Annotated in this window: 20 protein-coding genes; 9 read left to right on the plus strand and 11 right to left on the minus strand. The window is 67.5% G+C overall.

All coding sequences use genetic code 11. The features are described from left to right. Positions 1–135 precede the first annotated feature (135 nt). The 3 genes from MKK54_RS23935 to MKK54_RS23945 all read left to right on the plus strand — a co-directional run bounded on the left by MKK54_RS23935 (position 136) and on the right by MKK54_RS23945 (position 4130). Positions 136–2373, plus strand: coding sequence for a lytic transglycosylase domain-containing protein (locus MKK54_RS23935; RefSeq protein WP_244015275.1), 2238 nt, complete (start codon positions 136–138; stop codon positions 2371–2373). A gap of 110 nt (positions 2374–2483) precedes the next feature. After that, entirely contained in the window at positions 2484–3230 is a 747-nt protein-coding gene (locus MKK54_RS23940) for a competence/damage-inducible protein A (protein WP_244015065.1), read from the plus strand. A gap of 54 nt (positions 3231–3284) precedes the next feature. Then, positions 3285–4130, plus strand: a complete 846-nt coding sequence (locus MKK54_RS23945) for a formate/nitrite transporter family protein (protein ID WP_244015067.1) — start codon at positions 3285–3287, stop codon at positions 4128–4130. A 142-nt stretch (positions 4131–4272) separates the two neighbouring features. On the opposite strand, the gene MKK54_RS23950 is transcribed toward MKK54_RS23945, so the two are convergent. Then, positions 4273–4452 carry a hypothetical protein gene (locus MKK54_RS23950; RefSeq protein WP_244015069.1) on the minus strand — a complete coding sequence of 60 codons (180 nt, stop codon included), beginning with the start codon at positions 4450–4452 and terminating at the stop codon, positions 4273–4275. Between the two features lie 252 nt (positions 4453–4704). Here MKK54_RS23950 and MKK54_RS23955 point away from each other — a divergent pair, with 252 nt between their 5' ends. Beyond that, complete coding sequence (locus MKK54_RS23955; RefSeq protein ID WP_244015071.1) at positions 4705–5583, plus strand: outer membrane protein; 879 nt, start codon at positions 4705–4707, stop codon at positions 5581–5583. Positions 5584–5792: 209 nt separating this feature from the next. On the opposite strand, the gene MKK54_RS23960 is transcribed toward MKK54_RS23955, so the two are convergent. From MKK54_RS23960 to MKK54_RS24000, 9 genes are all read right to left on the minus strand, one after another. Then, positions 5793–6227, minus strand: a complete 435-nt coding sequence (locus MKK54_RS23960; RefSeq protein ID WP_244015277.1) for a GlcG/HbpS family heme-binding protein — start codon at positions 6225–6227, stop codon at positions 5793–5795. 214 nt (positions 6228–6441) lie between these two features. After that, a complete protein-coding gene (locus MKK54_RS23965; protein WP_244015073.1) occupies positions 6442–7416 on the minus strand; it encodes an HpcH/HpaI aldolase/citrate lyase family protein in 975 nt (324 codons plus the stop codon). A 130-nt stretch (positions 7417–7546) separates the two neighbouring features. After that, complete coding sequence (locus MKK54_RS23970) at positions 7547–10306, minus strand: phosphoenolpyruvate carboxylase (RefSeq protein WP_244015075.1); 2760 nt, start codon at positions 10304–10306, stop codon at positions 7547–7549. A 306-nt stretch (positions 10307–10612) separates the two neighbouring features. Next, positions 10613–11506, minus strand: coding sequence for a succinate--CoA ligase subunit alpha (sucD, locus tag MKK54_RS23975; RefSeq protein WP_244015077.1), 894 nt, complete (start codon positions 11504–11506; stop codon positions 10613–10615). 18 nt (positions 11507–11524) lie between these two features. Continuing rightward, positions 11525–12703 carry a malate--CoA ligase subunit beta gene (locus tag MKK54_RS23980; RefSeq protein ID WP_244015079.1) on the minus strand — a complete coding sequence of 393 codons (1179 nt, stop codon included), beginning with the start codon at positions 12701–12703 and terminating at the stop codon, positions 11525–11527. A gap of 248 nt (positions 12704–12951) precedes the next feature. Next, entirely contained in the window at positions 12952–13593 is a 642-nt protein-coding gene (fchA, locus tag MKK54_RS23985) for a methenyltetrahydrofolate cyclohydrolase (RefSeq protein WP_244015081.1), read from the minus strand. A gap of 5 nt (positions 13594–13598) precedes the next feature. Then, positions 13599–14459, minus strand: a complete 861-nt coding sequence (locus MKK54_RS23990; protein WP_244015083.1) for an NADP-dependent methylenetetrahydromethanopterin/methylenetetrahydrofolate dehydrogenase — start codon at positions 14457–14459, stop codon at positions 13599–13601. 290 nt (positions 14460–14749) lie between these two features. Then, positions 14750–15688, minus strand: coding sequence for a D-2-hydroxyacid dehydrogenase (locus MKK54_RS23995; RefSeq protein WP_244015085.1), 939 nt, complete (start codon positions 15686–15688; stop codon positions 14750–14752). A 117-nt stretch (positions 15689–15805) separates the two neighbouring features. After that, entirely contained in the window at positions 15806–17014 is a 1209-nt protein-coding gene (locus MKK54_RS24000) for an aminotransferase class V-fold PLP-dependent enzyme (RefSeq protein WP_244015087.1), read from the minus strand. Positions 17015–17590: 576 nt separating this feature from the next. On the opposite strand from MKK54_RS24000, the gene MKK54_RS24005 reads away from it, so the two are divergent. The 3 genes from MKK54_RS24005 (at position 17591) to MKK54_RS24015 (ending at position 20189) form a co-directional block, all read left to right on the plus strand. Continuing rightward, on the plus strand, positions 17591–18412 hold the full coding sequence (locus MKK54_RS24005) for a UDP-2,3-diacylglucosamine diphosphatase (RefSeq protein ID WP_244015089.1): 822 nt from the start codon (positions 17591–17593) through the stop codon (positions 18410–18412). Beyond that, positions 18409–19488, plus strand: coding sequence for a glycosyltransferase family 4 protein (locus tag MKK54_RS24010; RefSeq protein WP_244015091.1), 1080 nt, complete (start codon positions 18409–18411; stop codon positions 19486–19488). Before MKK54_RS24005 ends, MKK54_RS24010 begins: the two co-directional genes overlap by 4 nt. A 71-nt stretch (positions 19489–19559) precedes the next feature. Next, entirely contained in the window at positions 19560–20189 is a 630-nt protein-coding gene (locus tag MKK54_RS24015; RefSeq protein WP_244015093.1) for a ribonuclease HII, read from the plus strand. Here the strand turns inward: MKK54_RS24015 and MKK54_RS24020 are convergent. Beyond that, positions 20155–21204, minus strand: a complete 1050-nt coding sequence (locus tag MKK54_RS24020; protein ID WP_409564240.1) for a PA0069 family radical SAM protein — start codon at positions 21202–21204, stop codon at positions 20155–20157. The genes MKK54_RS24015 and MKK54_RS24020 overlap by 35 nt on opposite strands. A gap of 243 nt (positions 21205–21447) precedes the next feature. On the opposite strand from MKK54_RS24020, the gene MKK54_RS24025 reads away from it, so the two are divergent. Then, positions 21448–21969: a hypothetical protein gene (locus MKK54_RS24025; protein ID WP_244015098.1), complete on the plus strand. Its 522-nt coding sequence runs from the start codon at positions 21448–21450 to the stop codon at positions 21967–21969. 234 nt (positions 21970–22203) lie between these two features. Beyond that, on the plus strand, positions 22204–24861 hold the full coding sequence (locus MKK54_RS24030; protein ID WP_244015100.1) for an MGH1-like glycoside hydrolase domain-containing protein: 2658 nt from the start codon (positions 22204–22206) through the stop codon (positions 24859–24861). Positions 24862–24944 lie beyond the last annotated feature (83 nt).

The raw sequence follows: 24944 nt of genomic DNA on the forward strand, positions 1-24944 counted from the left end.
CTCGTCCGCACCGGTGCAAACGCTGCTTTCACGCGGTTAATGCCTTCTTAATGCCCTTTGAGTGAGCTTGAAGACCTGTCCGCATTCGGTGGGACTGGAAGAACCATGGTGTTCTCGACGCAGCGCGCGACCCTGATGCTGGCTCTCGCCCTGGCCGCGGCCGGTTCGGTCGCCTTCGCCGGTACGGGAGCGGAGGCGCCGACGCTTCGGCCGTCCAGCGACGCGGTGGCGCCGTCCGGCGCTCTGCCGGACGCCAAGACGCCCGACCCCGTCGCGGCGGATGCGCTCAAGATCGAGGCCAAGACGTCGGAGGGAGGACCAGGTCCGGGTCTGCCGACTGCGGCCAAGGCCTACGCCTCGGCCGATCCGGAGGCGGGAATCGCCTTCCCCCTGCCGGACGCCACCGTCTCGCCGGCCGCTCCCGTTCCCGAAGTGCCGGACCCGGCGCGGGCCGCCCGCGTGGCACCGGACGTCGACCTGCCGGCCCTGCGTCAGGCCATCGATGCCTACCGCAAGGGGCGTGTCTCGGACGGTGATCGTCTTCGTGAGGGCTTCAAGGACCCCGCGGCCCGCGCGCTTCTCGAATGGGTGGCGATCCGCGCCGGCGCCGGAATCGGATTCGAACGGACGATCAGCTTCACGCGCACGAATCCCGATTGGCCAGCAGGCCCCCTCCTCCGCCGCCGGGCCGAGGAGGCGCTGCTGACGGAGCGTCGCAACCCCACGACCGTGCGCGCCTTCTTCGCGGCCTCGAAGCCCGCCAGCGCACCCGGCAAGTTCGCCCTGGCGCTCGCCTTCAAGGCGGATGGCCTCGACGAGGACGCCGCCATGCTCGTGCGCGATCTCTGGCGCTCGGAGACCTTCGGCCGCAATCTCGAGGCGAAGGTGCTCGATGCCTTTCCGATGCTGCTGACGCGGGTCGATCATCGCTACCGCATGGAGCGGGCGCTGCTGAAGGAAGATTACGAGACCGCCGGCCGGGCGGCGTCCTACGCAGGGGGGAGCTACGCCACCCTGGTCCGGGCCCGGCGCGCCGTCGAGGACAAGAGTTCGTCGGCGCCGGCCGCCCTCAACGCGGTGCCGCCGTCGCTCCGCAGCGATCCGTCCTACATCCTGTCCCGCGCGCAGCATCTGCGCCGCCACGACAAGTTCGTCGAGGCGGCGGCCATGCTCGCCACCGCCCCGACGAATCCGGACGTCCTGGTCGACGGCGACGAGTGGTGGGTCGAGCGCCGGATCGTCGCGCGCAAACTCATCGACGCCAACGATCCAGCCGGCGCCTACGCGGTGGCGAGCGCGCACAGCGCCCGCACGGTCGAGAAGCGGATCGAGGCGGAATTCCACGCGGGCTGGATCGCCCTGCGCTTCCAGGACGACGCCGCCAAGGCCGCGCATCACTTCGCCGAGGCGGCCCGCATCGCCGAGACCCCGATCTCGCTGGCGCGCGCCGCCTATTGGCAGGGCCGCGCCGCCGAGGCGCAAGGCCAATCCGACGCCGCCAGAGCGTTCTACGAGCGGGCGGCGCTCCAGCCGATCGCCTATTACGGGCAGCTGGCGCGGGCGAAGCTCGGGCGCTCCAGCCTGACCCTGCGCAGTATCCCAGAACTCGACGCGACCCAGCAGGCTGCCTTCGACCAGAGGCTCTACGTCCGTGCCCTGAAGATGCTGGAAGCGGCCGCCCTGAAGGATCTCGCGCTGCCGCTCTACATCGATACCGCGAACCGCCTCACGGATGCGGCCGAGATCGATGCCCTCGGGAACGTGGCGGCCGAGCAGCGCAACTCGCGCGCGCTGGTGGCCGTCGGCAAGATCGCGGTGCAGCGCGGGCTTCCCCTCGACGCACATGCCTACCCCACCATCGGCATCCCGAACTACGAGGCGTCGGCCGCCGTGCCGCTCGTCGAGAAAGCCATGGTGTTCGCGATCGCCCGACAGGAGAGCCAGTTCGACCCGCTGGCGCAATCGAGCGTCGGTGCGCGCGGCCTGATGCAGATGATGCCAGCCACCGCCCAGCGCACGGCCCGCCGGGTCAGCGCGAGCTTCGATCCCGACCGCCTGACCAGCGATCCCGCCTACAATGCCCGCCTCGGCCAGGCCCATCTCGGCGAGTTGATGGAGGATTGGCGCGGCTCGTACATCCTCGCCTTCGCCTCCTACAATGCCGGCGGCGGGAACGTGAAGAAGTGGATCGACGCCTATGGCGATCCCCGCAAGGGCGGCGTCGATCCCATCGATTGGGTCGAGCGCATCCCTTTCACCGAGACCCGCAACTACGTCCAGCGGGTGATGGAGAACCTCCAGGTCTATCGCAACCGCCTCGACGGCAAGAGCGCCCTGCTCATCGAAGGCGACCTGCAGCGCGGCGCGCGCTGACCGGCGTGGTCAGGCCGGCCCGGCCGCGCTAATTGGCGGGGTCCGACTTGTCCGAAGCGGACCCGCCAGGGTCCGATCTGCCAGGACCCGTTTGCCAGGACCCGTTTGCCATGACCGAAGCCGCCGTCACCGCCGCCATCCTCGTGATCGGCGACGAGATCCTGTCCGGGCGCACCAAGGACAAGAACATCGGCACCATCGCCGATTACTGCACGGCGATCGGCATCGACCTCAAGGAGGTGCGTATCGTGCCCGACGAGGCGCACCGCATCGTCGCGGCCGTGAACGCCCTGCGCGACGCCTACACCTATCTCTTCACCACGGGCGGCATCGGGCCGACGCACGACGACATCACGGCCGATTGCGTCGCCGCCGCCTTCGGTGTGACGATCGACGTCGACCCACGCGCCCGGGCGATGCTGCTCGAGCGCCACAAGCCGGAAGACCTGAACGAGGCCCGCCTGCGGATGGCCCGCATCCCGGCCGGGGCGGATCTCATCGCCAACCCGGTCTCGAAGGCGCCCGGCTTTCGGATCGGCAACGTCTTCGTCATGGCCGGCGTGCCGTCGATCATGCAGGCGATGCTCGACAATATCGGGCCGACCCTGGCCACGGGCGCCAAGATCCTGTCCGAGACCATCGAGGCCGGAAACATGCCGGAAGGCACCTATGCGGGTGGGCTCGCGGGCATCGCGAAGGCGCATGGCGCGGTGTCCATCGGTTCGTATCCGTCGATGACCCCGAATGGTTTTGCCAACCGCATCGTGGTTCGCGGCCGGGACGCCGAGGCGATCGCCCACGCACGCGCCGACATCGTCACCCTGTTGGACGGGCTACGCGACGGCACCCCCGGCTGATCGCGGTCCGAGCCGCGTCTCGTCCCTTCGAGGCCGAGCAATGGAGCAAGCGCGATGGCGGAGCGGAGCGAGACCGAGAATCAGGAGCGGATCGAGAGCGTCGCCGATGTCGGCCGGCCCGACGCCTTCGTCCTCCACGAGGCGATCCGGCGGGAGGGCGACGAGGAATTGCGCCGGCATGGAGGCGCGCTGTTCCTCTCGGCCATCGCGGCGGGCCTGACGATGGGATTTTCCCTCATCGTCCCAGGCGTGCTCAAGGCCCACCTCCCCGACGCCGCCTGGACCAGCCTCATCACCAGCCTCGGCTACGCGACGGGCTTCCTCATCGTGGTCCTCGGGCGCCAGCAATTGTTCACCGAAAATACGGTGACGCCCATTCTGCCGCTCCTGCACGATCGCAATCTCAGGACGCTGTGGCGGGTGCTCCGGCTCTGGAGCATCGTGCTCGCCGGCAATATCGCGGCCACCGCCGGTATCGCCGCCGTCCTGGCACACTCGGATGCGTTCCCGCCGGAGGTCAGAGCGGCTTTCTCAGAGATCAGCCGCCACGCCGTGGGATCGGCCTTCGGCACGACGGTGATCAAGGCCGTCTTCGCCGGCTGGCTCATCGCCCTGATGGTGTGGATGCTGCCCGCGACCGGGTCGGCCGCGCCCTTCGTGATCGTTCTCATCACCTGGCTGGTCTCGATGTGCGGCCTCTCCCACATCGTGGCCGGCTCGGTCGACACATTCTACCTCGTCTTCTCCGGAGAGGTGACGATGGGCGACTATGCCTGGAAATTCTTCCTGCCGACGCTGATCGGGAACGTCTTCGGCGGCACCGCCCTCGTGGCGGTCCTGAATTTTGGTCAGGTCGCACCCGAGGTCGAAGAGCAAAAAGCCACGGATGGCGAAGTCTGAATTCGACCGAATCTCCGCGCGAAGGTTTCGCGCAAGATCAGGCGCATGATGCCGGAAGGCGGGTCGATCGAGCCATCGAGCGCGATCGTCCCGCCCTCGGCCGGTCAAGGCATCGCGATCCGATCGCTGTCGACCAAGCGTGTCAGGCGCGCACCAGACCTTTGCCTTTCACCGCGGCCGCGAGAGCCTTCAGGTTCCGGTTGAGATCCGCGATCTCGTTCAACGCGATGGTCTTGTGCCCGTCCTTCACCGCGCGCTCGATATCGCCGACCTGATCGGTCGCGATGCGCTTCAGTTCGGCGGCGAGTTGGTCCCGTGTCATCGTCGCTCCTGTCACGGCGAGAGGGTTGCCCCGCCGGGATAGCGCAGCTTGCTTAACCACTGGTTCCGGCGTGCTGCACGGCACGCGTCGATGCGACCGGACGAAAGCCCATGCCGAAACGCGGCCGCCGGGCCGGCCTTTTCTGCATGCCGCATGACGCTTCTGGTCGGGGGTGTGGCTTGGGGGGCATAGTCCGATCCGACAACGCCGGGTAGCTTGGCGACAATTCTCCGACCTGGGACAAACCCCACGATGATCGCAAAAACTCTCCTGGCCGGCGTCGCTTCGCTCGTCGCCATCGGCTCGGTCTCCGCGGCCGACCTTCCGCGCCGCGAGGCGCCGCCGGTGTTCGTGCCGGTGCCCGTCTTCACCTGGACCGGCGTCTATTTCGGCACGCACAGCTCCTACACCTTCAGCGACAATCAGAACATCCGCACGCTCGGCAACAACAATGGCACCGGCGGCATCACCAACACGCAGCTGAACGTCGCCCAGGGCCGTCGCGCGCAGAACTTCAAGGCTGAGCAGGACGGCATCGGCAACATCGGTGGCGGCCTGGGCTACAATTACCAGTTCACGCCCGGCTCGGGCTTCGTGATCGGCGCCGAGGCCGACGTGACCTGGACCGACATCGGCAAGCGCCGCGACTATCTCGGCCCGGCCATCGCCGCGAACAACTTTATTCCGGATCCGAGCTCCTACCGGAACCGCCTCAACTACCTCGGCACCGTCCAGGGTCGCCTCGGCTACGCCTTCGACCGGTTCCTGGTCTACGGGACCGGCGGCTTCGCCTACGGCGACGTCAAGTATCAGGCCGACTTCTTCAACACGGCGAACCGCCTCGCCTATTTCGGCCGCTACAAGGGCATGGAGACGGGTTATGTCTACGGCGGCGGCATCGAGTACGCGATTCCGACCGACAGCTTCCTGAACCGCTTCAACTTCATCGGCGGCCTGATCGGCGCGAGCGCCATCACGCTCAAGGCCGAGTACCTGCGCTACGATCTCGGCAGCCGCGACGTGCTCGTGAACAACACCGGCATCGGCCCGACGGGTTCCTACACCTCGCGCTTCAAGACCGAGGGAAACCTGATCAAGGCAGGCTTCAACTACAAGTTCGGCTCGCTCTGAGCTGTCCATCCGGCGCTCCATCCGGAGCGCCGGCACGGAATTCTTTTCGAAAAGCCCCGCTCTCACGAGCGGGGCTTTTTGCTGTTCGGCGCGATGAAACCGTCTTCCGTTCGATCGAAGCGGAAGACGGTCTCGCTCAGCCCAAGCGGCGCCTGAGCGAAGCCCGAATCCGCCATCCCGAAGGGGCAAACGGATTAGTCTGGAATCGATCAGGTCCGCCAGGGATGCGCGGGCAATTCCGTGGAACCGACCGCGCTCGCCCCCGCCAGTGCGACCGCGTGGTCGTTCTCGACGGTCGATCCGCTCACTCCGATGGCCCCCGACATTACGCCATCCTTGTCGACGATCGGGATGCCGCCGGGAAAGGTGATCAGACCGTCATTCGAGTGCTCGATGCCGTAGAGCGGTCCGCCAGGTTGCGAGAGCTGGCCGATCTGACCGGTCATCATGCCGAAGAACAAGGACGTCTTGGCCTTCTTCTGCGCAATGTCGATGGAGCCGACCCAGGCATCGTCCATCCGGTAGAACGCCTTCAGGTTTCCTCCGGAATCCACCACAGCGATACACATTTGGGTGCCGAGCTCGACGGCCTTGGCCCGGGCGGCCTCGATGGCCTTGTGGGCGTCTTCGATGGTCACGTGCATGATCGGATCTCCTTGGAGGTCTGGTGAAGGTCTTGGGTTCGCCGCGAAGCCGTCCGTCAAATCCTGCGACGTGACACCATAGGCCGTCCGTTACCGAGAACCACGAACAGCCGGAACGCGAAACGATGGCCAGAGCGGTGAAACAAGAATGGCCGCCCCCGAGGAGGCGGCCTAGTTACGGGTCAAGTCTCAGGCGACAAGGACTGGGCTGGGATCAGCCCGCGGTCATCGCGTTGGCCTTCTCGATCAGCGCCTCGGCCATGCGGATCGAGGCGATGTCGATCAGGCGGCCGTCGAGCGACACGGCACCCTTGCCGGCCTTGGCGGCGTCTTCCATCGCAGCCAGGATGCGACGGGCCTTGTCGACCTCGGCCGCCGAGGGGGTGAACACGTCGTTGGCGAGGTCGATCTGCGAGGGGTGGATCGCCCACTTGCCCTCGAAGCCGAGGGCCGCGCAGCGCTTGGCTGCCGAGATGTAGCCGTCTGGATCGGAGAAGTCGCCGAACGGGCCGTCGATGGGGCGCAGGCCGTAGGCGCGGCAGGCGACGAGCATGCGGTTCTGGGCGAACAGCCACGGGTCCTGCCAATGGGTCTGGCGGTTGCCGGCCTCGTCCTTGTCGGTGAGCACCGAGAAGTCGGGGTTCACGCCGCCGATCACCTGGGCGCGGGCGCGGGTGGAGGCCGCATAATCGGCGACACCGAACGACATGGCCTCGAGGCGCGGCGAGGACTGGGCGATGGCCTCGACGTTGGCCATGCCGAGCGCCGTCTCGATCAGCACTTCGAAGCCGATCTTCTTCTCCCGCTTCTTGGCCTGCTCGATCTGGGTGGTGAGCACGTCGATCGCGTAGACATCCGCCGCGACGCCGACCTTGGGGATGAGGATCATGTCGAGGCGCGGGCAGGCCTCCACGATGTCGACCACGTCGCGATACATGTAGTGGGTGTCGAGACCGTTGATGCGGATCATCATGGTCTTGTTGCCCCAATCCAGGTCGTTGAGCGCCTGGATGATGTTCTTGCGGGCCTGCTCCTTGTCGTCAGGAGCGACCGCATCCTCGAGGTCGAGGAAGATCACGTCAGCCTTGGAGGAGGCCGACTTCTCCATGAAGGTCGGGTTGGAGCCGGGAACGGCGAGTTCCGAGCGATGGAGGCGCGGGGTCGCCTGCTGGATCAGGGTGAAGCTCATCGGGATTCCTTCCTGTTTGACGTGTTCTGAACGTTCGTGAGACCCGAAAGTCGGGCCATCATACCGGTGGAGACGCGCCTTCGCGCTAGGCCAAGGGCCGCTGGCGGCCCTCGGGATTCTTGCAACGTCGTCAGCCCGTCGCGCCGAAGCCGACCGCGATGCAGTTGATCGAGAGCAACAGGGCCGATTTCACCGCCTCGCGCTTGTCCTCGTCCTGCTCCGAGCGGAAGCGTCGAAGCAGCTCGACCTGCTCGTGGCTGACCTGGTTGATCGTCGGCAGGCGCCCGCTGAGGCGATCGCGGAAGAGGGGGTAGCGCTCGGCGAGTTCGCGACCACCGCTCACCCGCAGGGCCATCTCCCGGGTGAGTTCATACTCGGCCTCGATCAGCGGGAAGATGCTCTCGCGTGCCTTCTCGTCATGGACGAGGCCGGCATATTCGCGGGCGATTCCGAGATCGACCATGAGAAGGGTCTTCTCGACCTCGTCGAGGATGAGGCGGAACGGCTTCGATTCGGCAAACAGCCGCTTCAGCTGCGCTTCGCCCTGCGCGCCGCGCACGTCGAGGAAGCTCTTGAGGCCGGAACCGACGCCGTACCAGCCGGTGATGACGTGGCGATTCTGCGACCAGGCGAACACCCATGGGATCGCCCGCAGATCGGAGAGCGAGCGCGCGCCGAAGCGACGGGCCGGCCGCGAGCCGATATTCAGCAGAGCGATCTCGTCGAGCGGGCTGGCCTGGCCGAAATAGGTCACCAGATCGGGGTGCTGGATCAGGTTGACGTAGGCCGCGCGCGAGGCGCCCGACAGAGCCTCCAGGCTATCGTCGAATTCATTGCGCGGCAGCTTGGCCGCCTCGGCCTCCGATGTCAGCGCGTGCGCGAAGACCGAGGAGGCCAGAAGCTCCATCTGGTAGGCGGCGGTGCCCCGGTTGGCGTATTTGAACGAGACGACTTCGCCCTGCTCCGTGGTGCGGAAGCGTCCGTTGATCGAGCCCGGCGGCTGGGCCGCGATGGCCCGTGCGGTCGGTGCGCCGCCGCGGCTCACCGAACCGCCGCGTCCGTGGAAGAACGCGATCGGAACGCCGGCCGTCTTGCCGAGCTGGGTCAGCTTGTCCTGGGCCTTGTAGAGCTCCCAGTTCGAGGCGACGAAGCCGCCATCCTTGTTCGAATCCGAGTAGCCGATCATCACCTCCTGCACGCCGCCCTGCCAGCGGGTGGAGCGGCGCACGACGGGAATCGAGAACAGTTCCTTCATGATCGCCGGAGCGGCGCGCAGGTCGTCGATGGTCTCGAACAGCGGCACGATCGGAAGGCAGCAGATCTCGGTACCGGCGGCGTCGAGGAAGTTGCCGGCTTCCTTGGCCAGCAGATAGGCGCCCAGGATGTCGGGCACCGACCGCGTCATCGACAGGATGAACGAGCCGAATGCCTCGCGGTCGAGTTGCTCGCGCATCTCGCCGACCAGCGCGAAGGTCTCGAGCGTCTCGCGTGCCTCGTCGGGCAGATCCTCGAACGAGCGCTCGCCCTGGCGCGGTCGGGCGAGTTCATCGAGGAGCCAGGCCTTCCATTCGGGGGATTCGAGGTCCGGCGGCGTGCGGCCGGCTCCGTTCTGCTGGTGCCAGAGCGCGTGCAGCGTCTTCGTCGTCCGCGTGGTGTTCTCGCGCAGATCGAGCCGGACCGTCGAGAACCGGAAGATCTCGACCATGCGCCGAACCGGACGAACGAGGTCGGTGGCGAGCGACGAACATTTGGCGTCGATCAGTCCCTGCTCCAGGATGCGCAGATCGTTGATGAGGCCGTCGGCGCTCGGATAATCCGGACCGGCGGAACGCTGGCCCTTGTTGCGCAGGATCGTGGATTCGAGCTTGCGCAGGATGCAGGTGAGGAACTGGCGATAGGCCTCTCCCGGATTGCGGCTGGCGATGGCGCGCCCGTCGCCGCTCTCCGCCAGCATCTGCGCCAGCTCCGCCTTGAACGTGGCCGGCACCGGCAGCGAGCGCTCCGTGAGCGAGAGCGTGCGCCCCAGCGCGGTGACGCCGTCGCGGTATCGTCGAAGGGAGGCCAGCGCGTTGCGTTGGAGGGTCGCGCGCGTCACCGAGGAGGTGACGTAGGGATTGCCGTCGCGGTCGCCGCCGATCCAGGAACCGAACTGAAAGAAGGCCGGCACCTCGAACTTCTCGTCCGGATAATATTGAGCCAGGCTCTCCTCAAGCGAGTAGAGAACCTCCGGCAGCATCTCGAACAGGGTCTCGTCGAAGAAGTGCAGACCCCAGGCGACCTCGCGCTCGACGGTGGCCTTCTCCAGGTGCAGTTCGCCCGTCATCCAGACGAGTTCGATCTGGTCGCGCAGCTCGTTCATGAGGCCGTTGCGCTCGCGCTCGGTCCAGCGCGGCAGCTCCAGTTCGCGCAGCACGAGGTAGATGCGCCGGAATTTCTCCAGCACCGTCACGCGCTTGCCCTCGGTGGGATGCGCCGTAATGGTCGGGCGGATGCGCAGGTCCTTCAGCAGCGCATGGATTTCCGGCGCCTTGATCCCGTTGGCGACGGCATCGGCCAGGACGGCACTGAAGCTTCCGCTCAGGGCGGCGCGGCCCTTGGCGCGCTCCACCTGCCGGCGCCGGCGCATGGCGGCGTTCTGCTCGGCGATGGAGAGCAGCTGGAACCAGATCCCCTGCACCTGAAGCGCGCGGGCGAGCAGTTCCGGCGAGAAATCGGAGATGTTGGCGCGCCCGTGCAGCACGTCTTCCAGTTCGGGCTCGTGCCGGCGCGCCACTTCGAGCAGCGCGTGGAACAGGATGTCGAGGGCTTCCTTCGACGAGGTGCCCGTGATCACGGGGGGCGCGAAGGTGTGGTCGATGGCACCGACCGGGGCGTGCAGGGTATCCGTCATGGGCAAGGCCACCTCGAAGGAATCTAAGCCGTTCGACCGCGACGGAGGCGGACGACGGGAGGGCAACCGCCCCGGTAGCATGGGACGGGCGGCCGGGACGATCAAGCGTCGGCTTCTCTTGGGGCCTCACCGTCGGCGTGGGGTCCTTGGTCCTTCTCCCCTCTGCGGGAGAAGGTGGCCCGCGAAGCGGGTCGGATGAGGGGAGCGCGCTCTCCGGAAACGTCGCTCCCCTCTTGCGGGACGTCGTCCCGGCCCGGTCGCTCCGCGACCACCCTCCCCCGCAGAGGGGGGAGGGTTTCGTTGGTGCTACGCCGCCAGCTTCCGCATCACCTGCGCCACCGTCGAGCCGAACTCGCCGGGGCTGGGGGCCACGGTCAAACCGTAGGAGCGCATGATCTCGGCCTTCTCGGCGGCCGAATCGCCCGTGGCCGAGATGATGGCGCCGGCGTGCCCCATGCGGCGGCCCTTCGGTGCGGTGAGGCCGGCGACGAAGCCGATGACGGGCTTCGTCATGTTCTCCTTGATCCAGGCCGAGGCCTCGGCTTCCTGCGGCCCACCGATCTCGCCGATCATGAGCACCGCCTTGGTCTCGGCGTCCTGCTCGAACAGGGCGAGGTGGTCGAGGAAGGACGATCCGTTGATGGGATCGCCGCCGATGCCCACCGAGGTGGTGATGCCGATGCCCTCTTCCTTCATCTGCGCGGCGGCCTCGTACCCGAGGGTGCCCGAGCGCGAGATCACGCCGACATTGCCCTTGAGGTAGATGTGGCCGGGCATGATGCCGAGCATCGACTTGCCGGGCGAGATGATGCCGGCGCAGTTCGGGCCCACCACCATGGTGCGCTTGTCCTTCGGGTAGCGCCGCAGGTAGCGCTTCACCCGCATCATGTCCTGGGCCGGAATGCCGTCGGTGATCGAGCAGATCAGCGCGAGGCCGGCATCGGCGCCCTCCATGATCGCGTCGGCCGCGAAGGGCGGGGCCACGAAGGTGATGGAGGTGGTGGCGCCGGTGGCCTCGACGGCTTCCCGGACGGTGTTGAACACCGGCACGCCGAGATGCGTCTTGCCGCCCTTGCCCGGCGTGACGCCGCCGACGACGTTGGAGCCGTACTCCATCATTTCCTTGGCGTGGAACGTGCCCTTGTCGCCGGTGATGCCCTGAATGATGATCGGGGTCTTCTCGTCGATCAGAATGCTCATCGCGTATCCTCCCCGCTCTCAGTGTTTGCGCTTGGCCGCGTCGCAGGCCTGAACGGCCTTGGCGGCGGCATCCGACAGGCTGTCGGCCGTGATGAGGTCGAGGCCGCTCTCGGCCAGGATCTTCTGGCCCGCCTCGACGTTCGTGCCGGCGAGCCGGACGATGAGCGGCACGTCGATCTTCACCTCGCGCGCCGCCTGGATCACGCCCTGCGCGACCCAGTCGCAGCGGTTGATGCCCGCGAAGATGTTGACCAGAATGGCCTTCACGTTGCGGTCGGACAGGACGAGGCGGAAGGCCGTGGCGACGCGGTCGGGCGAGGCGCCGCCGCCGACATCGAGGAAGTTCGCCGGCTCGCCGCCCGCGTGCTTGATCATGTCCATGGTGGCCATGGCGAGGCCCGCGCCGTTGACGATGCAGCCGATCTCACCCTCGAGGCCGATATAGGAGAGGTTGTGCTCGGCGGCCTGGGCCTCGCGCGGGTCGCCCTGCGAGGGATCGTGCATGTCGGCAATGTTGCGCCGGCGGAACATGGCGTTGTCGTCGAACGACATCTTGGCGTCGAGCGCCAGGACGCGGTCGTCCTTGGTGACGACGAGTGGGTTGATCTCCAGCATGGTGCCGTCGCAATCGCGGAACGCCCGATAAGCGTTCATGATCGTCTTCACGGCGGCGGAGACCTGGCGGATGTTCAGCCCGAGCTGGAACGCGATCTCACGCGCCTGGAACTGCTGCAGGCCCACGGCCGGCTCGACGACGACCTGGATCAGGGCCTCGGGCTCGTTGGCCGCGATTTCCTCGATGTCCATGCCGCCGCGCTGGGACGCGATCACGCGCACGCGCTCGGCTTTCCGATCCAGCACGTAACCGAGGTAGAGTTCGCGCTCGAACGGATCAGCGGTCTCGACGTAGACGCGCTGGACCGGCTTGCCCTCGGGGCCGGTCTGGATCGTCACGAGGCGCTTACCGAGGAGATCCTTGGCCGCGTCGCGAACCTCGTTGTAGGTTCGGCACAACTTGATTCCGCCCGCCTTGCCCCGCGCTCCGGCGTGGATCTGGGCCTTGACCGCCCAGAACGAACCGCCGAGTTCGGTCGCGGCGTAGACGGCCTGATCGGGGCTGAACGCCACCGCGCCCTTGGGAACGGCCACGCCGAAACCGGCGAGCAGTTCCTTGGCCTGATACTCGTGCACGTCCATGTGCGATCTCCTCGACGTTTCCCTGCGATGACCTTCTCGTAAATTTCACTTCGCGAAAAGAGCCTTTGCATTTATATTTTTTTACATTCTCGTTAAGTCCGCCTTGAAGGCAGTCGGAATGTATTGCTTCGAGATCGGTTGATCGTCTCGACTTTGCGTCAAGGCACTTATCTCGGTCTACCCGTCGCGAGCATTGCTCGAATTCGTTACGATGATGCGGCGCAATGTTTGCGCCGCATCATGCCCCGTCAATTAACCTTGGCCTTGACGATTTCGTAGATGCTTTCGTTCAGCGGACCCGCCGACCCGAGGAGGGCTTCCAGCTCCGCGAGGCGGGAATCCGCGAAGGCGCGGTCGTCCAGGCCCTTGGCGTTGACGTAGACGTTGAGGGCCGCGCTCCGCAGACCGGCATGCGCCGACAGGACGGCGACGCCGGCATCCGAGATGACGTTGAGGTTGCCCTTGTCGGCGACCGGCTGGGCGAGGTCGATGACCTTGCGGCAAGCCCGGCAGCAGTCGAGCGGAACGTCCGTGGCGACTTTCAGCGCCTCCTGGATCTTGGCCGCCCGCTCGGCCTTCTCGTCGTCGGTCCCTTTCGGCAGCCCGTAGGCGGCCATGACGGCGTCGAAGGCCGCGACGTCGTCGGCGATCATGCCGGTGAGTTCGGACCGCAGGGCCTCGGACTTCGCGAGGATCTCCTTCAGCTCGCCCTCGACCTCGACGTACTTCTTCTTTCCGATCGTGAGGTTGCACACCATGCTGAGCAGGGCCGCGCCCATGGCTCCATGGATCGCGGCCGCCCCGCCGCCACCGGGCGTGGGGGCGGAGCTCGCCAAGCCATCCAGGAAGGTCTGGATCGACTCGCTCGCGGCGTTCGCTTTGTCGGCCATGGCGATCAGGCCATCTTCTTGGCGAGCGCGTAGATCGCCTCGGCGTCCAGCACCTGCTCGGTGTTGTCGAAGAGTTGGCCGACGCAGGCGCGGTGCAGCTTGAGCTTCAGTCCACCGATGCCGAGTGCGCCGAACACGCGCTTGCCATGGCGCTCCTTGCCCTTGTCCATGGCCTCGATGCCGCCGAAGCCGAGAGGGGGCTGCGCGTTGTAATCGGCCACGAACTCGATGCTGGCCTCGTCCTTCCACGCATCCTCGGGCAGGAGCTCGAGACCGATGGCGCCGGCCGAGAACACGATGTTCTGGCCCTTGACGATCGCGGCGCGCGAGGCGGCGTCCGGCGTCTCGGCGGCCTCGATGCTGACCTTGAAGCGCTTGTTGATCTGGTCGGCGGCGGCCTGCGCCTTGTCCAGGGAGCGACCGCACAGGATCACCTCGGCGCCTTCCTGCGCGAGCAGGGCCGCCGATCGCATGCCGACGGGGCCGGTGCCGGCGAGCACCACGGCCTTCTTGCCCGCGAGGGAACCGGCGGCCTTCTGAACCAGTGCGACGCCCGCGGCGGCCGTGGTGTTCGAACCGTTGGAATCGAGCATGATCGAGACGCGGAACGGGCCGAAGAACCGCTTCTTGACCGCCTCGAACACCGCCTCACCGGCCGCCATGCTGCCGCCGCCCACGAAGATCGCCGTCGACTTCTTCTCGGAGCCGCCGCGGGTGTAGATCGTCCCGTCGACCAGGGCGCCGACATTATCCGGGGTCACGTTGCCGTAGCCGGTGATGTGGTCGGCCCCGCCATCGTAGCCCACGACCACGTCGAACACGCTCGGGACGGTGTCGGTGTCGAATTGGAACAGCAGCTTTTTCATCGGTTCGTCCTTGTCGATTGCGCGCCCGGCGCGGCGGATGGTCGTGAAGGGGTTCGCCCGTTCGGGCGGGCTATCGTGCGAATGCGTCTCGCTGTCCCGGACCTCCTTCACGGTGGATCTCGGGCCTGCCCGAAATCCGTCGAGCTAGTGGGGAGGCGTTGGAGGCGGAATGGTCGGGCGCCCCGCACGCGACCGAGGCCAGCGGCGCCACCCCCATTCCTAACCTCTCCCCGCGAGGGGGAGAGGGACCCGGTCTGCTCGTAGAAACGCGGAGGTCGGTCCGAACACCGTCACACCACGTTCTGGGGCTTGCCCGCGACGAAGGCCTCGACATTGTCGACGAGTTGGTCGGCGAGGATCTGCATCGCCTCCTTGCTCGCCCAGGCCACGTGCGGCGTGACGATGAGGTTGGGCAGATCGAGTTCGCACAGGATATTGCCGTTCTTGGGCGGCTCGGTCATCACCACGTCGAAGCCCGCGCCGCCGATAGTGCCCGCCTTCAGGGCCTCGGCCAGGGCCTCCTCGTCGACGAGGCCGCCGCGGGCGGTGTTGATGAGAAGCGCGTGCTTCTTCATCTTCGCCAGCTGCTCGCGCCCGATCATGTTGCGGGTCTCGGGGGTCAGCGGGGCGTGCAGGGTGATCACGTCGGATTGGGTGAGGATCGTCTCGAAGTCAACGAGACCCTCTTGCGGGAAGACGTCGTAGGCGATGACCTTCATGCCGAGCGCTTCCGCCCGCTTGGCGATCGACTTGCCGAGCGCACCGTAGCCGACGATGCCCAGCGTCGAGCCGGCGATGTCGTGGATCGGATAATCGAAGTAACAGAACTGGGTCGATTTCGCCCAATCGCCCCGGCGCACCGAGTTGGCGTAGGGCACGATGGCGCGGCGCAGGGCGAAGATCAGCCCGATCACGTGCTCGGGCACGGTGTTGAAGGCGTAGTTGCGGATGTTGACGACCGTGATGCCCTGAGCTTTCGCGGCCTCCTTGTCGACCACGTCCGTACCGGTGGCGGCCACGGCGATCAGCTTGAGGTCGGGGAGCTGCTTCAGGGTGTCGGCGCGCATCGGGACCTTGTTGATCAGCGCGATCTCGGCGCCCTTCAGGCGCTCGACGATCTCTTCCGGCGTCCAGGTCGACTCGTGCTCCTCGTACGTGTGCGGAAAGTTGAATTCACGGACCTTGGCGTCCAGGGACTCGCGGTCGAGGAACACGATCTTCTTCGTCATGGAATCCTCTGGCCGATCCGGCCGGGTCACGGGTAGGGTCGATCGGAGTGCCGGGGCGGGTTCGCCCGCCCCGGCATCGGATGTCAGGACTTGCCAGGTCTCAAGACTTATTAGGTCTCAGGACTTGGAGAGCGGGTTCTCGCGCAGGTAGCTCGACGCGGCGGCGACGCCGGAGCCGGGCTGCACCTTCACGCCGTTGTCGAGCATCGCCATCTCGGCACCCGCGATGGCGCCCAGCAGCGACAGCTCGTTCAGGTCACCCACGTGGCCGATGCGGAACACCTTGCCGGCGACCTGGTTCAGGCCGGCGCCCAGCGCGAGGTTGTAGCGCACGTAGGCGTGCTTGATGATCGCGGCGGCATCGACGCCCTCCGGCACGACGATCGCCGTGACGGTGTCGGAGTTCCACTTGGCCTCCTTGGCGCAGGTCTTCAGGCCCCAGGCGGCAACGGCCTGGCGGGTCGCCTCGCCGAGCACGTGGTGACGGTGGAAGACGTTCTCCAGGCCCTCTTCGTTGAGGCAGGCGAGCGCCTCGCGCAGGCCGTAGAGCAGCGGCAGGGACGGGGTGTAGGGGAAGTAGCCGCCCGGGTTCTGCTTCTGATGGTCGGCCCAGTCGAAGTAGACGTGCGCGAGGCGATCGTTCTGACCGGATGACGTGTCGGCGGCCTTCAGCGCCTTCTGGCTGACGCAGATCACGCCGAGGCCGGCGGGCAGCATCAGGCCCTTCTGGGAGCCGGCGATGGCGCAATCGACCTTCCACTCGTCCATCTTGAACGGCAGGGAGCCGATGGACGAGACGCCGTCCACGAACAGCAGGGCCGGGTGACCGGCGGCGTCGATGGCCTTGCGCACGGCGCCGACATCGCTGGTGACGCCCGTGGCGGTCTCGTTATGGACCACCATCACGGCCTTGATCTCGTGGTTCTTGTCGGCGCGCAGGGCCTCGCCGATCCGCTCCGGGTTCGCGCCGGTGCCCCACTCCTCCTCCTGCACGATCACTTCCAGGCCGAGGCGCTGGGCCATGTCGATCCAGAGGTGGCTGAACTGGCCGAAGCGCGAGGCCAGGACCTTGTCGCCGCGGGAGAGGGTGTTCGTCAGCGCGGATTCCCAGATGCCGGTGCCGGAGGCCGGAAACAGGAAAATGGTCCCGTCCGTCGAGCCGTAGACGGCCTTCGCATCCTGGAAGAGCGGCTTCGTCAGCGCCGGGAAATCCACCGAACGGTGGTCCTCGGACTGGACCATCATCGCGCGCATGACGCGGTCCGGGATGTTCGTGGGGCCCGGAACGAACAGGTGGTTCCGGCCGGGACGTCGCGTTGCCGCCATGGTGTGTTCTCCGTTTATCACAATGCGCCCGCACACCAGTCTCGTGGGGCGACACAGATGCGTTGATGACTGGAGCGAACCGCGCGGACGGTCCCGGACCGATCCGGAAAGCCGTTCGCGGCCGCTGATTAGATGAATCGTGAGCCGGCCTCGTTCGCGTTCGGTCTCCGGACGGACGCCGGACGCACCGAAGGACCACCTTCGGCACCTGCTGCATCGAACGCGACCGGATTCCTCAAGCCTTCTTCTCCATGGGTCGGGTCACGCGTTCGGCACGCGCGCTACTGGACCGTTTCAGCGTCTTCGTCCCCGGGGACGGCACCCTTGGTTCACCTCGGAGGGTTCCGGACATGCGCGTTCCGGCGCGGCCCAGTGGGGCACCTTGAGCGGGACTATGCCCGCCTTCGCGGCGAAAGGAAAACCCGAAATACTTGGGCTCAAATCAAAATTTTTTTCGTGGATGAAGGGCTTACGTCGCGTCGCGGGATCGCGTCCGCGCGCACCGGACGGCGTCATCAAACTGATACGGGAATCCGATTTGGCTCTTGGCATCGGAAGGCGGACCCGGAGGCGCGCATGGGCGAAGAGACCGAGACGACCCGCGTCCGGACATTGTTCCTGTCCGACATGCACCTCGGCACGAAGGGCTGTCAGGCCGACCTCCTGCTGGAATTCCTGCGCGATTACGATGCCGACGAGATCTATCTCGTCGGTGACATCATCGACGGTTGGCAGCTCAAATCCGGCTGGTACTGGCCTCAGAGCCACAACGACGTCGTTCAGAAGCTGATGCGCAAGGTCCGCAAAGGCTCGACCCTGATCTACGTTCCGGGCAATCACGACGAGTTCCTGCGCGACTATATCGGCATGACGTTCGGTGGCATCGAGATCGCGGATCAGCGCCTCCACGTGGCGGCCGACGGCAAGCGCTATCTCGTCATCCACGGCGACCAGTTCGACATGGTCGTGCGCCACGCCAAGTGGCTCGCGTTCCTGGGCGACGGCGCCTACACCTTCGCGCTGTTCATCAACACCTACGTGAACACGGCGCGGCGGCGCCTCGGCCTGGCCTATTGGTCCCTGTCCGCCTGGGCCAAGCTGAAGGTCAAGAACGCCGTCAATTTCATCGGCAAGTTCGAAGAGCTTCTCAGTGCCGAGGCGAAGCGCGTGGGTGCCGATGGGGTCATCTGCGGCCATATCCATCATGCGGCCAACCGCCAGATCAATGGCCTGACCTACCTGAACACCGGAGATTGGGTCGAATCCTGCACGGCGATCGTCGAACATTACGACGGCACCATGGAAGTGCTGCACTACCCGAGCTTGATCCGCGCGCGCGCCGTTCAGGTCGACCTGATCGAGCGCCCCCGCCGCGATGGGGCCCGAGCGGTCGCGTGAGGCTCCTCATCGCCACCGATGCCTGGCATCCGCAGGTCAACGGCGTGGTTCGGTCGCTGGAGAACATGGCGGCGGCCGGAGCCGGCTTCGGGTTCGAGCCGATCTTCCTGACGCACAAGGATTTCGCGTCGCTGCCATTGCCGGGCTATCCGGAAATCCGGCTCGCCTACGCCACGAAGCGACACGTGGCGCGGCTCTGGAACGATCTGCGGCCGACCCATGTCCACATCGCGACGGAGGGTACGGTGGGCTACGCGACGCGGCGTTACTGCCTCGCGCATCGCCGCCCCTTCACCACGAGTTACCACACCCGGTTTCCCGAATATCTCTCGGCCCGTGCCCCCGTGCCGGAGGTATGGAGCTATGCCTGGCTGCGCCGCTTCCACGGCGCCTCGAACGGCACCATGGTGTCGACGCCCTCCCTGGAGCGCGACCTCGCGGCGCGCGGCTTCGCCAACCTGATGCGCTGGACGCGGGGCGTCGACACCGACCTGTTCCGGCCCCGGCCGGCCGACGCACCGGACCCGGCGGACCTCGCCGGCCTGCCTCGTCCGATCTTCCTCTCCGTCGGCCGGCTCGCCGTGGAGAAGAACCTGGACGCCTTCCTGCGCCTCGATCTGCCGGGCTCCAAGGTCGTCGTCGGCGACGGCCCGGACCGGGCGCGCCTCGCCGCGATCGACCCGAGGGCGCATTTCCTCGGGACCCGGACGGGAGCCGACCTCGCCGCGCTCTACGCGGCCGCCGACGTCTTCGTGTTCCCGAGCCTGACCGACACGTTCGGGATCGTGCTTCTCGAAGCCCTGGCCTGCGGCGTGCCCGTGGCCGCCTATCCCGTCACCGGTCCCCTCGACGTCATCGGGCGGACGGGTGCCGGCATCCTCGACCGCGACCTCGGGGCGGCGGCGCTGGCGGCGCTGGCCATTCCGCGTGCGCGCTGCCGCGCGGAAGCCCTGCGCTACACCTGGGCCGAGAGCGCGCGCCAGTTCTACGACAACATCGCGCTCGCCCACGGCACGGCGCCCGTGCGGGTTCGCGCGTCCGCCAAGCCGGCTCGCGGCGTGGTCGAACTCGGCTGAGGCGTGGACCGCGTGCGTGGCCCGCGCTAGGGAGACCCCGAACGCCGCCCCGCCGTCCGGATCTCAGTTCGATGCCGCCGTTCGACCCGCGCCTCGCGGAGACCTACCCGGCCGTGATCGGATGCGACGAGGTCGGGCGCGGAGCGCTCTGCGGCCCGGTCGTCGTGGCGGCGGTCTGGTTCCGGCCGACAGCGCTCCCGCCCGAGCTGCTCGGTCGCCTGGACGATAGCAAGCGCCTGAAGGCCGCCGAGCGCGAGGCCCTCACGCCCCTGATCCGGGCGCATGCGGAGGTCGCCGTCGCGGCCGGGTCCCGCGCGCTCGTCGACCGCATCAACGTGCGCGGCGCGACCCTCGACGCCATGCGGCGCGCCGTGCTGGCACTGGGCCGCAGCGCGACGGTGTGCGTCGACGGGCGCGACGTGCTGCCGGGCCTCCCCCTGCCCTGCCGGGCGGTCATCGGTGGCGATCGCCTGGTTCCGCAGATCGCGGCCGCCTCGATCGTCGCCAAGACCCTGCGGGACGCGCTGATGCGGCGGCTGGCCGGGCGCTACCCGGATTATGGCTGGGCCAGCAATGTCGGCTACGGCACGCGGACCCATCTGGCCGGCCTCGCGGCCCTCGGGCGCTCGCCGCATCACCGCCTCAGCTTCACCCGGGCCTACGGGGTCAGAGCAGGCTCAACTGATCCGTCGGAACCCTGAACAGGTCGGTGCGAAGGCGCCGGCGCGTCTCCGGGTAGCCGAGGCGGCGCCGGGCGAGGCGCATGCGCTGGCGGATCAGGTCGGCATAGGGGCCGGTTCCGGTCATGCGGGTGCCGAACGCCGCGTCGTAGGCCTTGCCGCCTCGGGCCTGGCGCACGAGCGACATCACGTGATGGCGGCGGCCCGGATAATGCTCGCCGAACCAGTCGTCCACGAGGGCATCGAGTTCGAGGGGGAGCCGCAGGAGCACGTGGCTGGCCTCGACCGCGCCGAGCGCGCGGGCCCGGCTCAGGATCGTCTCGATCTCGTGGTCGTTCAGGGACGGGATGATCGGCGCGACGATGACCATGACGGGAATCCCCGCCGCGCTGAGCCGGCCGATCGCCTCCAGGCGCTTCTCGGGGTGCGGCGCCCGCGGCTCCATCCGGCGGGCGAGGACGGGGTCGAGGGTGGTCACCGAGATCGCCACCTTCACGAGGTCGTCCCGCGCCAGGGCGGCCAGGACGTCGATGTCCCGCGTCACGAGGTTTGACTTCGTCACGATGCCGACGGGATGGCGGAAGCGCGCCAGCACCTCCAGCACCGCGCGGGTGAGGCGATGGCCCCGCTCGATCGGCTGATAGGGATCGGTCGCGGTCCCGAGCGCGATAGTGGCCGGGCTGTAGCCTCGCGCCGACAGTTCCCGTTCGAGCAGGGCGGCGGCATTCGCCTTCTGAAAGAGCTTCGTCTCGAAATCGAGCCCCGGCGACAGGCCCACATAGGCATGATTCGGCCGGGCGAAGCAGTAGACGCAGCCGTGCTCGCAGCCCCGGTACGGATTGATCGAGCGATCGAACGAGATATCGGGCGAGGTGTTGCGGGTGATCAGGCTGCGGGCCCGTTCCGGCCTGACCTCGGTTCGGACGGGCGGCAGGTCCGGCGTGTCGGCCCAGCCATCGTCGAACGCCGCCTGCCGGATCGGCTCGAAGCGCCCGCCGGGATTGGCGGTGGCGCCGCGTCCGCGCCGCTCCGGCATCGGCCGGGTGGTCTCGGATAGACGTCGATCGACCCCTTGCGAGGGCCGGCGGGGGCCGGCATCCGAGTCGCTCATGCGGGAAAGCGTTTCATCGATCGATTTTAGAACATATCAAGAACAAGCCTGCAAGCCGGTGCGCGTTTTTCAGGCAAACCGGCGACGGGAGCGGTTTTTCATTCCTATTGCCGCGCGCTGCCGGTCGCGAACGGCTTGGCGCGGCTGGAAAATACGGTATGCGCGCGCATGATCTCCGCACTGATCTTCGTGGCAAGACCCAGCGACCCGGACGCGATCGATCAGCTCGCGGATACGCTGGGCTCTCTGGTCGCTGGTGTCGCGGCCGGCCTCGTCGGCGACGCGGTGATCATCGTGCCGAGCCAAAGTCCCGCCATCGAGACGGTGGCGGAGGCGACCGGCGCGAAGGTCGTGCTGCGCGCACGCGGAGCGTCCTCCTGGTCCGCGGGCGCGAAGGCGGCGCGGCGGGACTGGGTTCTCTGCCTCGAGGCCGGGGACGTGCCGGCGGAGGGCTGGATTCGCCTCCTCGACCGCTTCATCGGCACCGCCCGCCCGGAGGTGGCCCTCGCACGCCTGCGACGCCCGCATACCGGCCTGCCGGCCCGCCTCGCCGCGCGCGGCGAGACCGTGATCGGCGTGAGCGCCCCCCGGCCGGGCGACCTCGTGCGCCGGGATCGCCTGATCGCGGGCCCGACATTCGCCCGCCGCCTCAAGGTCCGCCGCCTGTCCGCGCGCCTCGAACGCGCCTGAGCCCGTCGGCCGGTCGCGCCAGGGGCGTGAGACGAGGGGTCGGACGAGCGAGAGTGCGCTTGGCGCTGATGATGCATCCCTGTCGCCGTCGCACCGCATCACCCTGGGCCCGATGATCGTCTTTTCCTCGCTCCGTCGCACCATCCGGCCGCTATCCGACGTCACCGGTCCCCATCGAGTGGCCTCGCACCCCTCGTTCGAACGCGGGCTTCGGGCTGTCACGGAGCGGCGCGCATGAGCGAGCTCGATGGCTGGGCGGAGCGCCGCAGGATCGCCGAGCAGGCCCGGGCCGAGCGAGCGTGGTCCCTCTGGGGGCCGTATCTCAGCGAGCGCCAATGGGGGACCGTGCGCGAGGATTACAGCCGCGACGGCAATGCCTGGCGCGCCCTGCCCCACGACGAGGCCCGTTCACGCGCGTACCGCTGGGGTGAGGATGGCCTGGCCGGCATCTGCGACGAGCGCGGCCACCTCTGCCTGTCGCTGGCCCTCTGGAACGGGCACGACCACATTCTGAAGGAGCGTCTGTTCGGTCTGGCCAACGAGGAAGGCAATCACGGGGAGGACGTCAAGGAGATCTACCATTACCTCGACGCGGTCCCGAGCCACGCCTATCTCAAGTACCTCTACCGCTATCCCCAGGGCGCCTATCCGTACGACGAACTCGTGCGCGAGGGCCTTCGGCGGGGCCGCGACCAGCCGGAATACGAGATCGAGGATACCGGGATCTTCCGGGAGGACCGCTTCTTCGACGTGACGGTGGAATACGCCAAGGAGGATGCCGAGGACATCCACGTGGTGATCACGGCGATCAACCGCGGTCCCGAGGCGGCCGACCTCCACATCATCCCGCAGCTCTGGTTCCGCAACACCTGGTCCTGGCGCGAGGACGCCGCCCATCGGCGGCCCCGCCTGACGATCCGGCCCGATGGCGGCGTGGCCTGCGAGCATCCGCGCCTCGGCCCGTATCGGCTGACCTTCGACGGTTATCCGGACCCGCTCTTCTGCGAGAACGACACCAACCTGCGCCTGCATGGCTGGCAGCCGGATGCCGCCGGCCCGTTCAAGGACGGTCTCCACGCGGCGATCGTCGACGGGGACGAGTCCGCGGTGGGACGAGAGGCCGGAACCAAGCTCGGCCTACACTACGCGCGTCACCTGGAGCCGGGCGAGACCACGCGGGTCACCCTGCGGCTCTCGGCGGGCGCGCGGCTGCGGCCGGTCGACCGGGAGGGGACGATCGTTCACCGCCGGATCGCGGAAGCCGACGCCTTCTACGAGTCCCTGCAGGACGGCATCGACGACGCGGATTCCCGCGCGATCTTCCGGCAGGCCGCCGCCGGCCTGATCTGGTCCAAGCAGCTCTATTCCTATGATGTCCGGGTCTGGCTCAAGGGCGACCCGCTCCAGCCCGTGCCGCCACGGGAGCGGGACGGCGGCCGCAACGTCCACTGGCGCCACTTCGCGGGCGCCGACGTGCTCTCGATGCCCGACAAATGGGAATACCCCTGGTTCGCGGCATGGGACCTCGCCTTTCACTGCCTGCCGCTGGCGCTCATCGACCCGGACTTCGCCAAGAAGCAGCTCCTTCTGCTCACCCGCGAATGGTACATGCACCCGAACGGGCAGATCCCGGCCTACGAGTGGGAATTCGGCGACGCCAACCCGCCGGTCCATGCCTGGGCGACCTACCGGGTGTTCGAGATCGACCGCGACCGGCGCGGCGGGCGCGGCGACCTCGCCTTCCTGGAAGGCGTCTTCCACAAGCTCCTGATCAACTTCACCTGGTGGGTGAACCGCAAGGACGCGGAGGGCCGCAACGTCTTCCAGGGCGGGTTCCTCGGCCTCGACAATGTCGGAGTCTTCGACCGGTCGCGCCCTCCCCCCGGATTCGGCCGCATCCATCAGGCGGACGGCACCGCCTGGATGGCGATGTACGCCCTCAACATGATGCGCATCGCCCTGGAACTCGCGCTCCACAACGATGTCTACGAGAGCACGGCCTCGAAGTTCTTCGAGCACTTCCTCCTCATCGCCGAGGCGATGACCGACATGGGCGGCGAAGGCTTCGGCCTCTGGGACGAGGAGGACGAATTCTACTACGACGAGGTCGACATCCCCGGCGGCGGCATGCTGCCCCTGCGCCTGCGCTCCGTGGTCGGCTTGGTGCCGCTCTTCGCCGTCGAGGTGATCGAGCCGTCGGTCCTCCAGCGCCTGCCGGATTTCGCCCGGCGCCTGAACTGGCTCCTGGAGAACCGGCCCCACCTCGCCTGCCTGGTCTCGCGCTGGGACGAGGGCGGCGTGAAGGACCGCAAGCTCCTCTCGCTCCTGCGCGGACACCGCATGAAGGCCCTGCTGCGGCGCATGCTCGACGAGGCCGAGTTCCTGTCGGCTCACGGGGTGCGCTCGCTCTCGAAGGCGCATCGGGACCAGCCCTACGCGCTCAACGAGTTCGGCGCCTCCTTCACCGTGCGGTACGACCCGGCCGATTCCACCTCGAACATGTTCGGCGGCAATTCGAACTGGCGCGGCCCGGTCTGGATGCCGATGAACTACCTCATCATCGAGGCCCTGCGCCGCTTCCACACCTATTACGGCGACGACTTCCTCGTGGAATATCCGACGGGCTCCGGCGCGCACCTGACCCTCAAGGCCATCGCGGACGCGCTCGAGGATCGCCTGATCGCCCTGTTCGCCAAGGGCGCGGACGGCCGCCGTCCGGTCTTCGGCGAGCGGGACCCGATCGCTCCGGCACCGGGTGCCGAGGAAGCGCTGCTGTTCCACGAGTTCTTCGATGGCGACACCGGGCGCGGTCTCGGCGCCTCGCACCAGACCGGGTGGACCGCCCTGATCCTCAACCTGCTGCACAGCCGGGCGCGGCGCTCGCCCGCATAGACCTCCGGTCGCGGGCTGCCGCATCTTAAGGCCGCCGTAACTTGAGATGTGCCTCCATCCGGACCAGAGGATGGAACGCGATC

The sequence above is a fragment of the Methylobacterium sp. J-068 genome (assembly GCF_022829445.1).
Classification (GTDB): Bacteria; Pseudomonadota; Alphaproteobacteria; order Rhizobiales; family Beijerinckiaceae; genus Methylobacterium.

Coding starts and splice junctions, on each gene's coding strand:
- MKK54_RS23945 (WP_244015067.1), top strand. CDS start 3,285: ATGGCGGAGCGGAGCGAGACCGAGAATCAGGAGCGGATCGAGAGCGTC.
- MKK54_RS24030 (WP_244015100.1), top strand. CDS start 22,204: ATGAGCGAGCTCGATGGCTGGGCGGAGCGCCGCAGGATCGCCGAGCAG.
- MKK54_RS23940 (WP_244015065.1), top strand. CDS start 2,484: ATGACCGAAGCCGCCGTCACCGCCGCCATCCTCGTGATCGGCGACGAG.
- sucD (WP_244015077.1), bottom strand. CDS start 11,506: ATGAGCATTCTGATCGACGAGAAGACCCCGATCATCATTCAGGGCATC.
- MKK54_RS23970 (WP_244015075.1), bottom strand. CDS start 10,306: ATGACGGATACCCTGCACGCCCCGGTCGGTGCCATCGACCACACCTTC.
- fchA (WP_244015081.1), bottom strand. CDS start 13,593: ATGGCCGACAAAGCGAACGCCGCGAGCGAGTCGATCCAGACCTTCCTG.
- MKK54_RS23950 (WP_244015069.1), bottom strand. CDS start 4,452: ATGACACGGGACCAACTCGCCGCCGAACTGAAGCGCATCGCGACCGAT.
- MKK54_RS23960 (WP_244015277.1), bottom strand. CDS start 6,227: ATGCACGTGACCATCGAAGACGCCCACAAGGCCATCGAGGCCGCCCGG.
- MKK54_RS23980 (WP_244015079.1), bottom strand. CDS start 12,703: ATGGACGTGCACGAGTATCAGGCCAAGGAACTGCTCGCCGGTTTCGGC.
- MKK54_RS24000 (WP_244015087.1), bottom strand. CDS start 17,014: ATGGCGGCAACGCGACGTCCCGGCCGGAACCACCTGTTCGTTCCGGGC.
- MKK54_RS23995 (WP_244015085.1), bottom strand. CDS start 15,688: ATGACGAAGAAGATCGTGTTCCTCGACCGCGAGTCCCTGGACGCCAAG.
- MKK54_RS24015 (WP_244015093.1), top strand. CDS start 19,560: ATGCCGCCGTTCGACCCGCGCCTCGCGGAGACCTACCCGGCCGTGATC.
- MKK54_RS24005 (WP_244015089.1), top strand. CDS start 17,591: ATGGGCGAAGAGACCGAGACGACCCGCGTCCGGACATTGTTCCTGTCC.
- MKK54_RS23955 (WP_244015071.1), top strand. CDS start 4,705: ATGATCGCAAAAACTCTCCTGGCCGGCGTCGCTTCGCTCGTCGCCATC.
- MKK54_RS23965 (WP_244015073.1), bottom strand. CDS start 7,416: ATGAGCTTCACCCTGATCCAGCAGGCGACCCCGCGCCTCCATCGCTCG.
- MKK54_RS24025 (WP_244015098.1), top strand. CDS start 21,448: ATGATCTCCGCACTGATCTTCGTGGCAAGACCCAGCGACCCGGACGCG.
- MKK54_RS23935 (WP_244015275.1), top strand. CDS start 136: ATGCTGGCTCTCGCCCTGGCCGCGGCCGGTTCGGTCGCCTTCGCCGGT.
- MKK54_RS23990 (WP_244015083.1), bottom strand. CDS start 14,459: ATGAAAAAGCTGCTGTTCCAATTCGACACCGACACCGTCCCGAGCGTG.
- MKK54_RS24020 (WP_409564240.1), bottom strand. CDS start 21,204: ATGCCGGAGCGGCGCGGACGCGGCGCCACCGCCAATCCCGGCGGGCGC.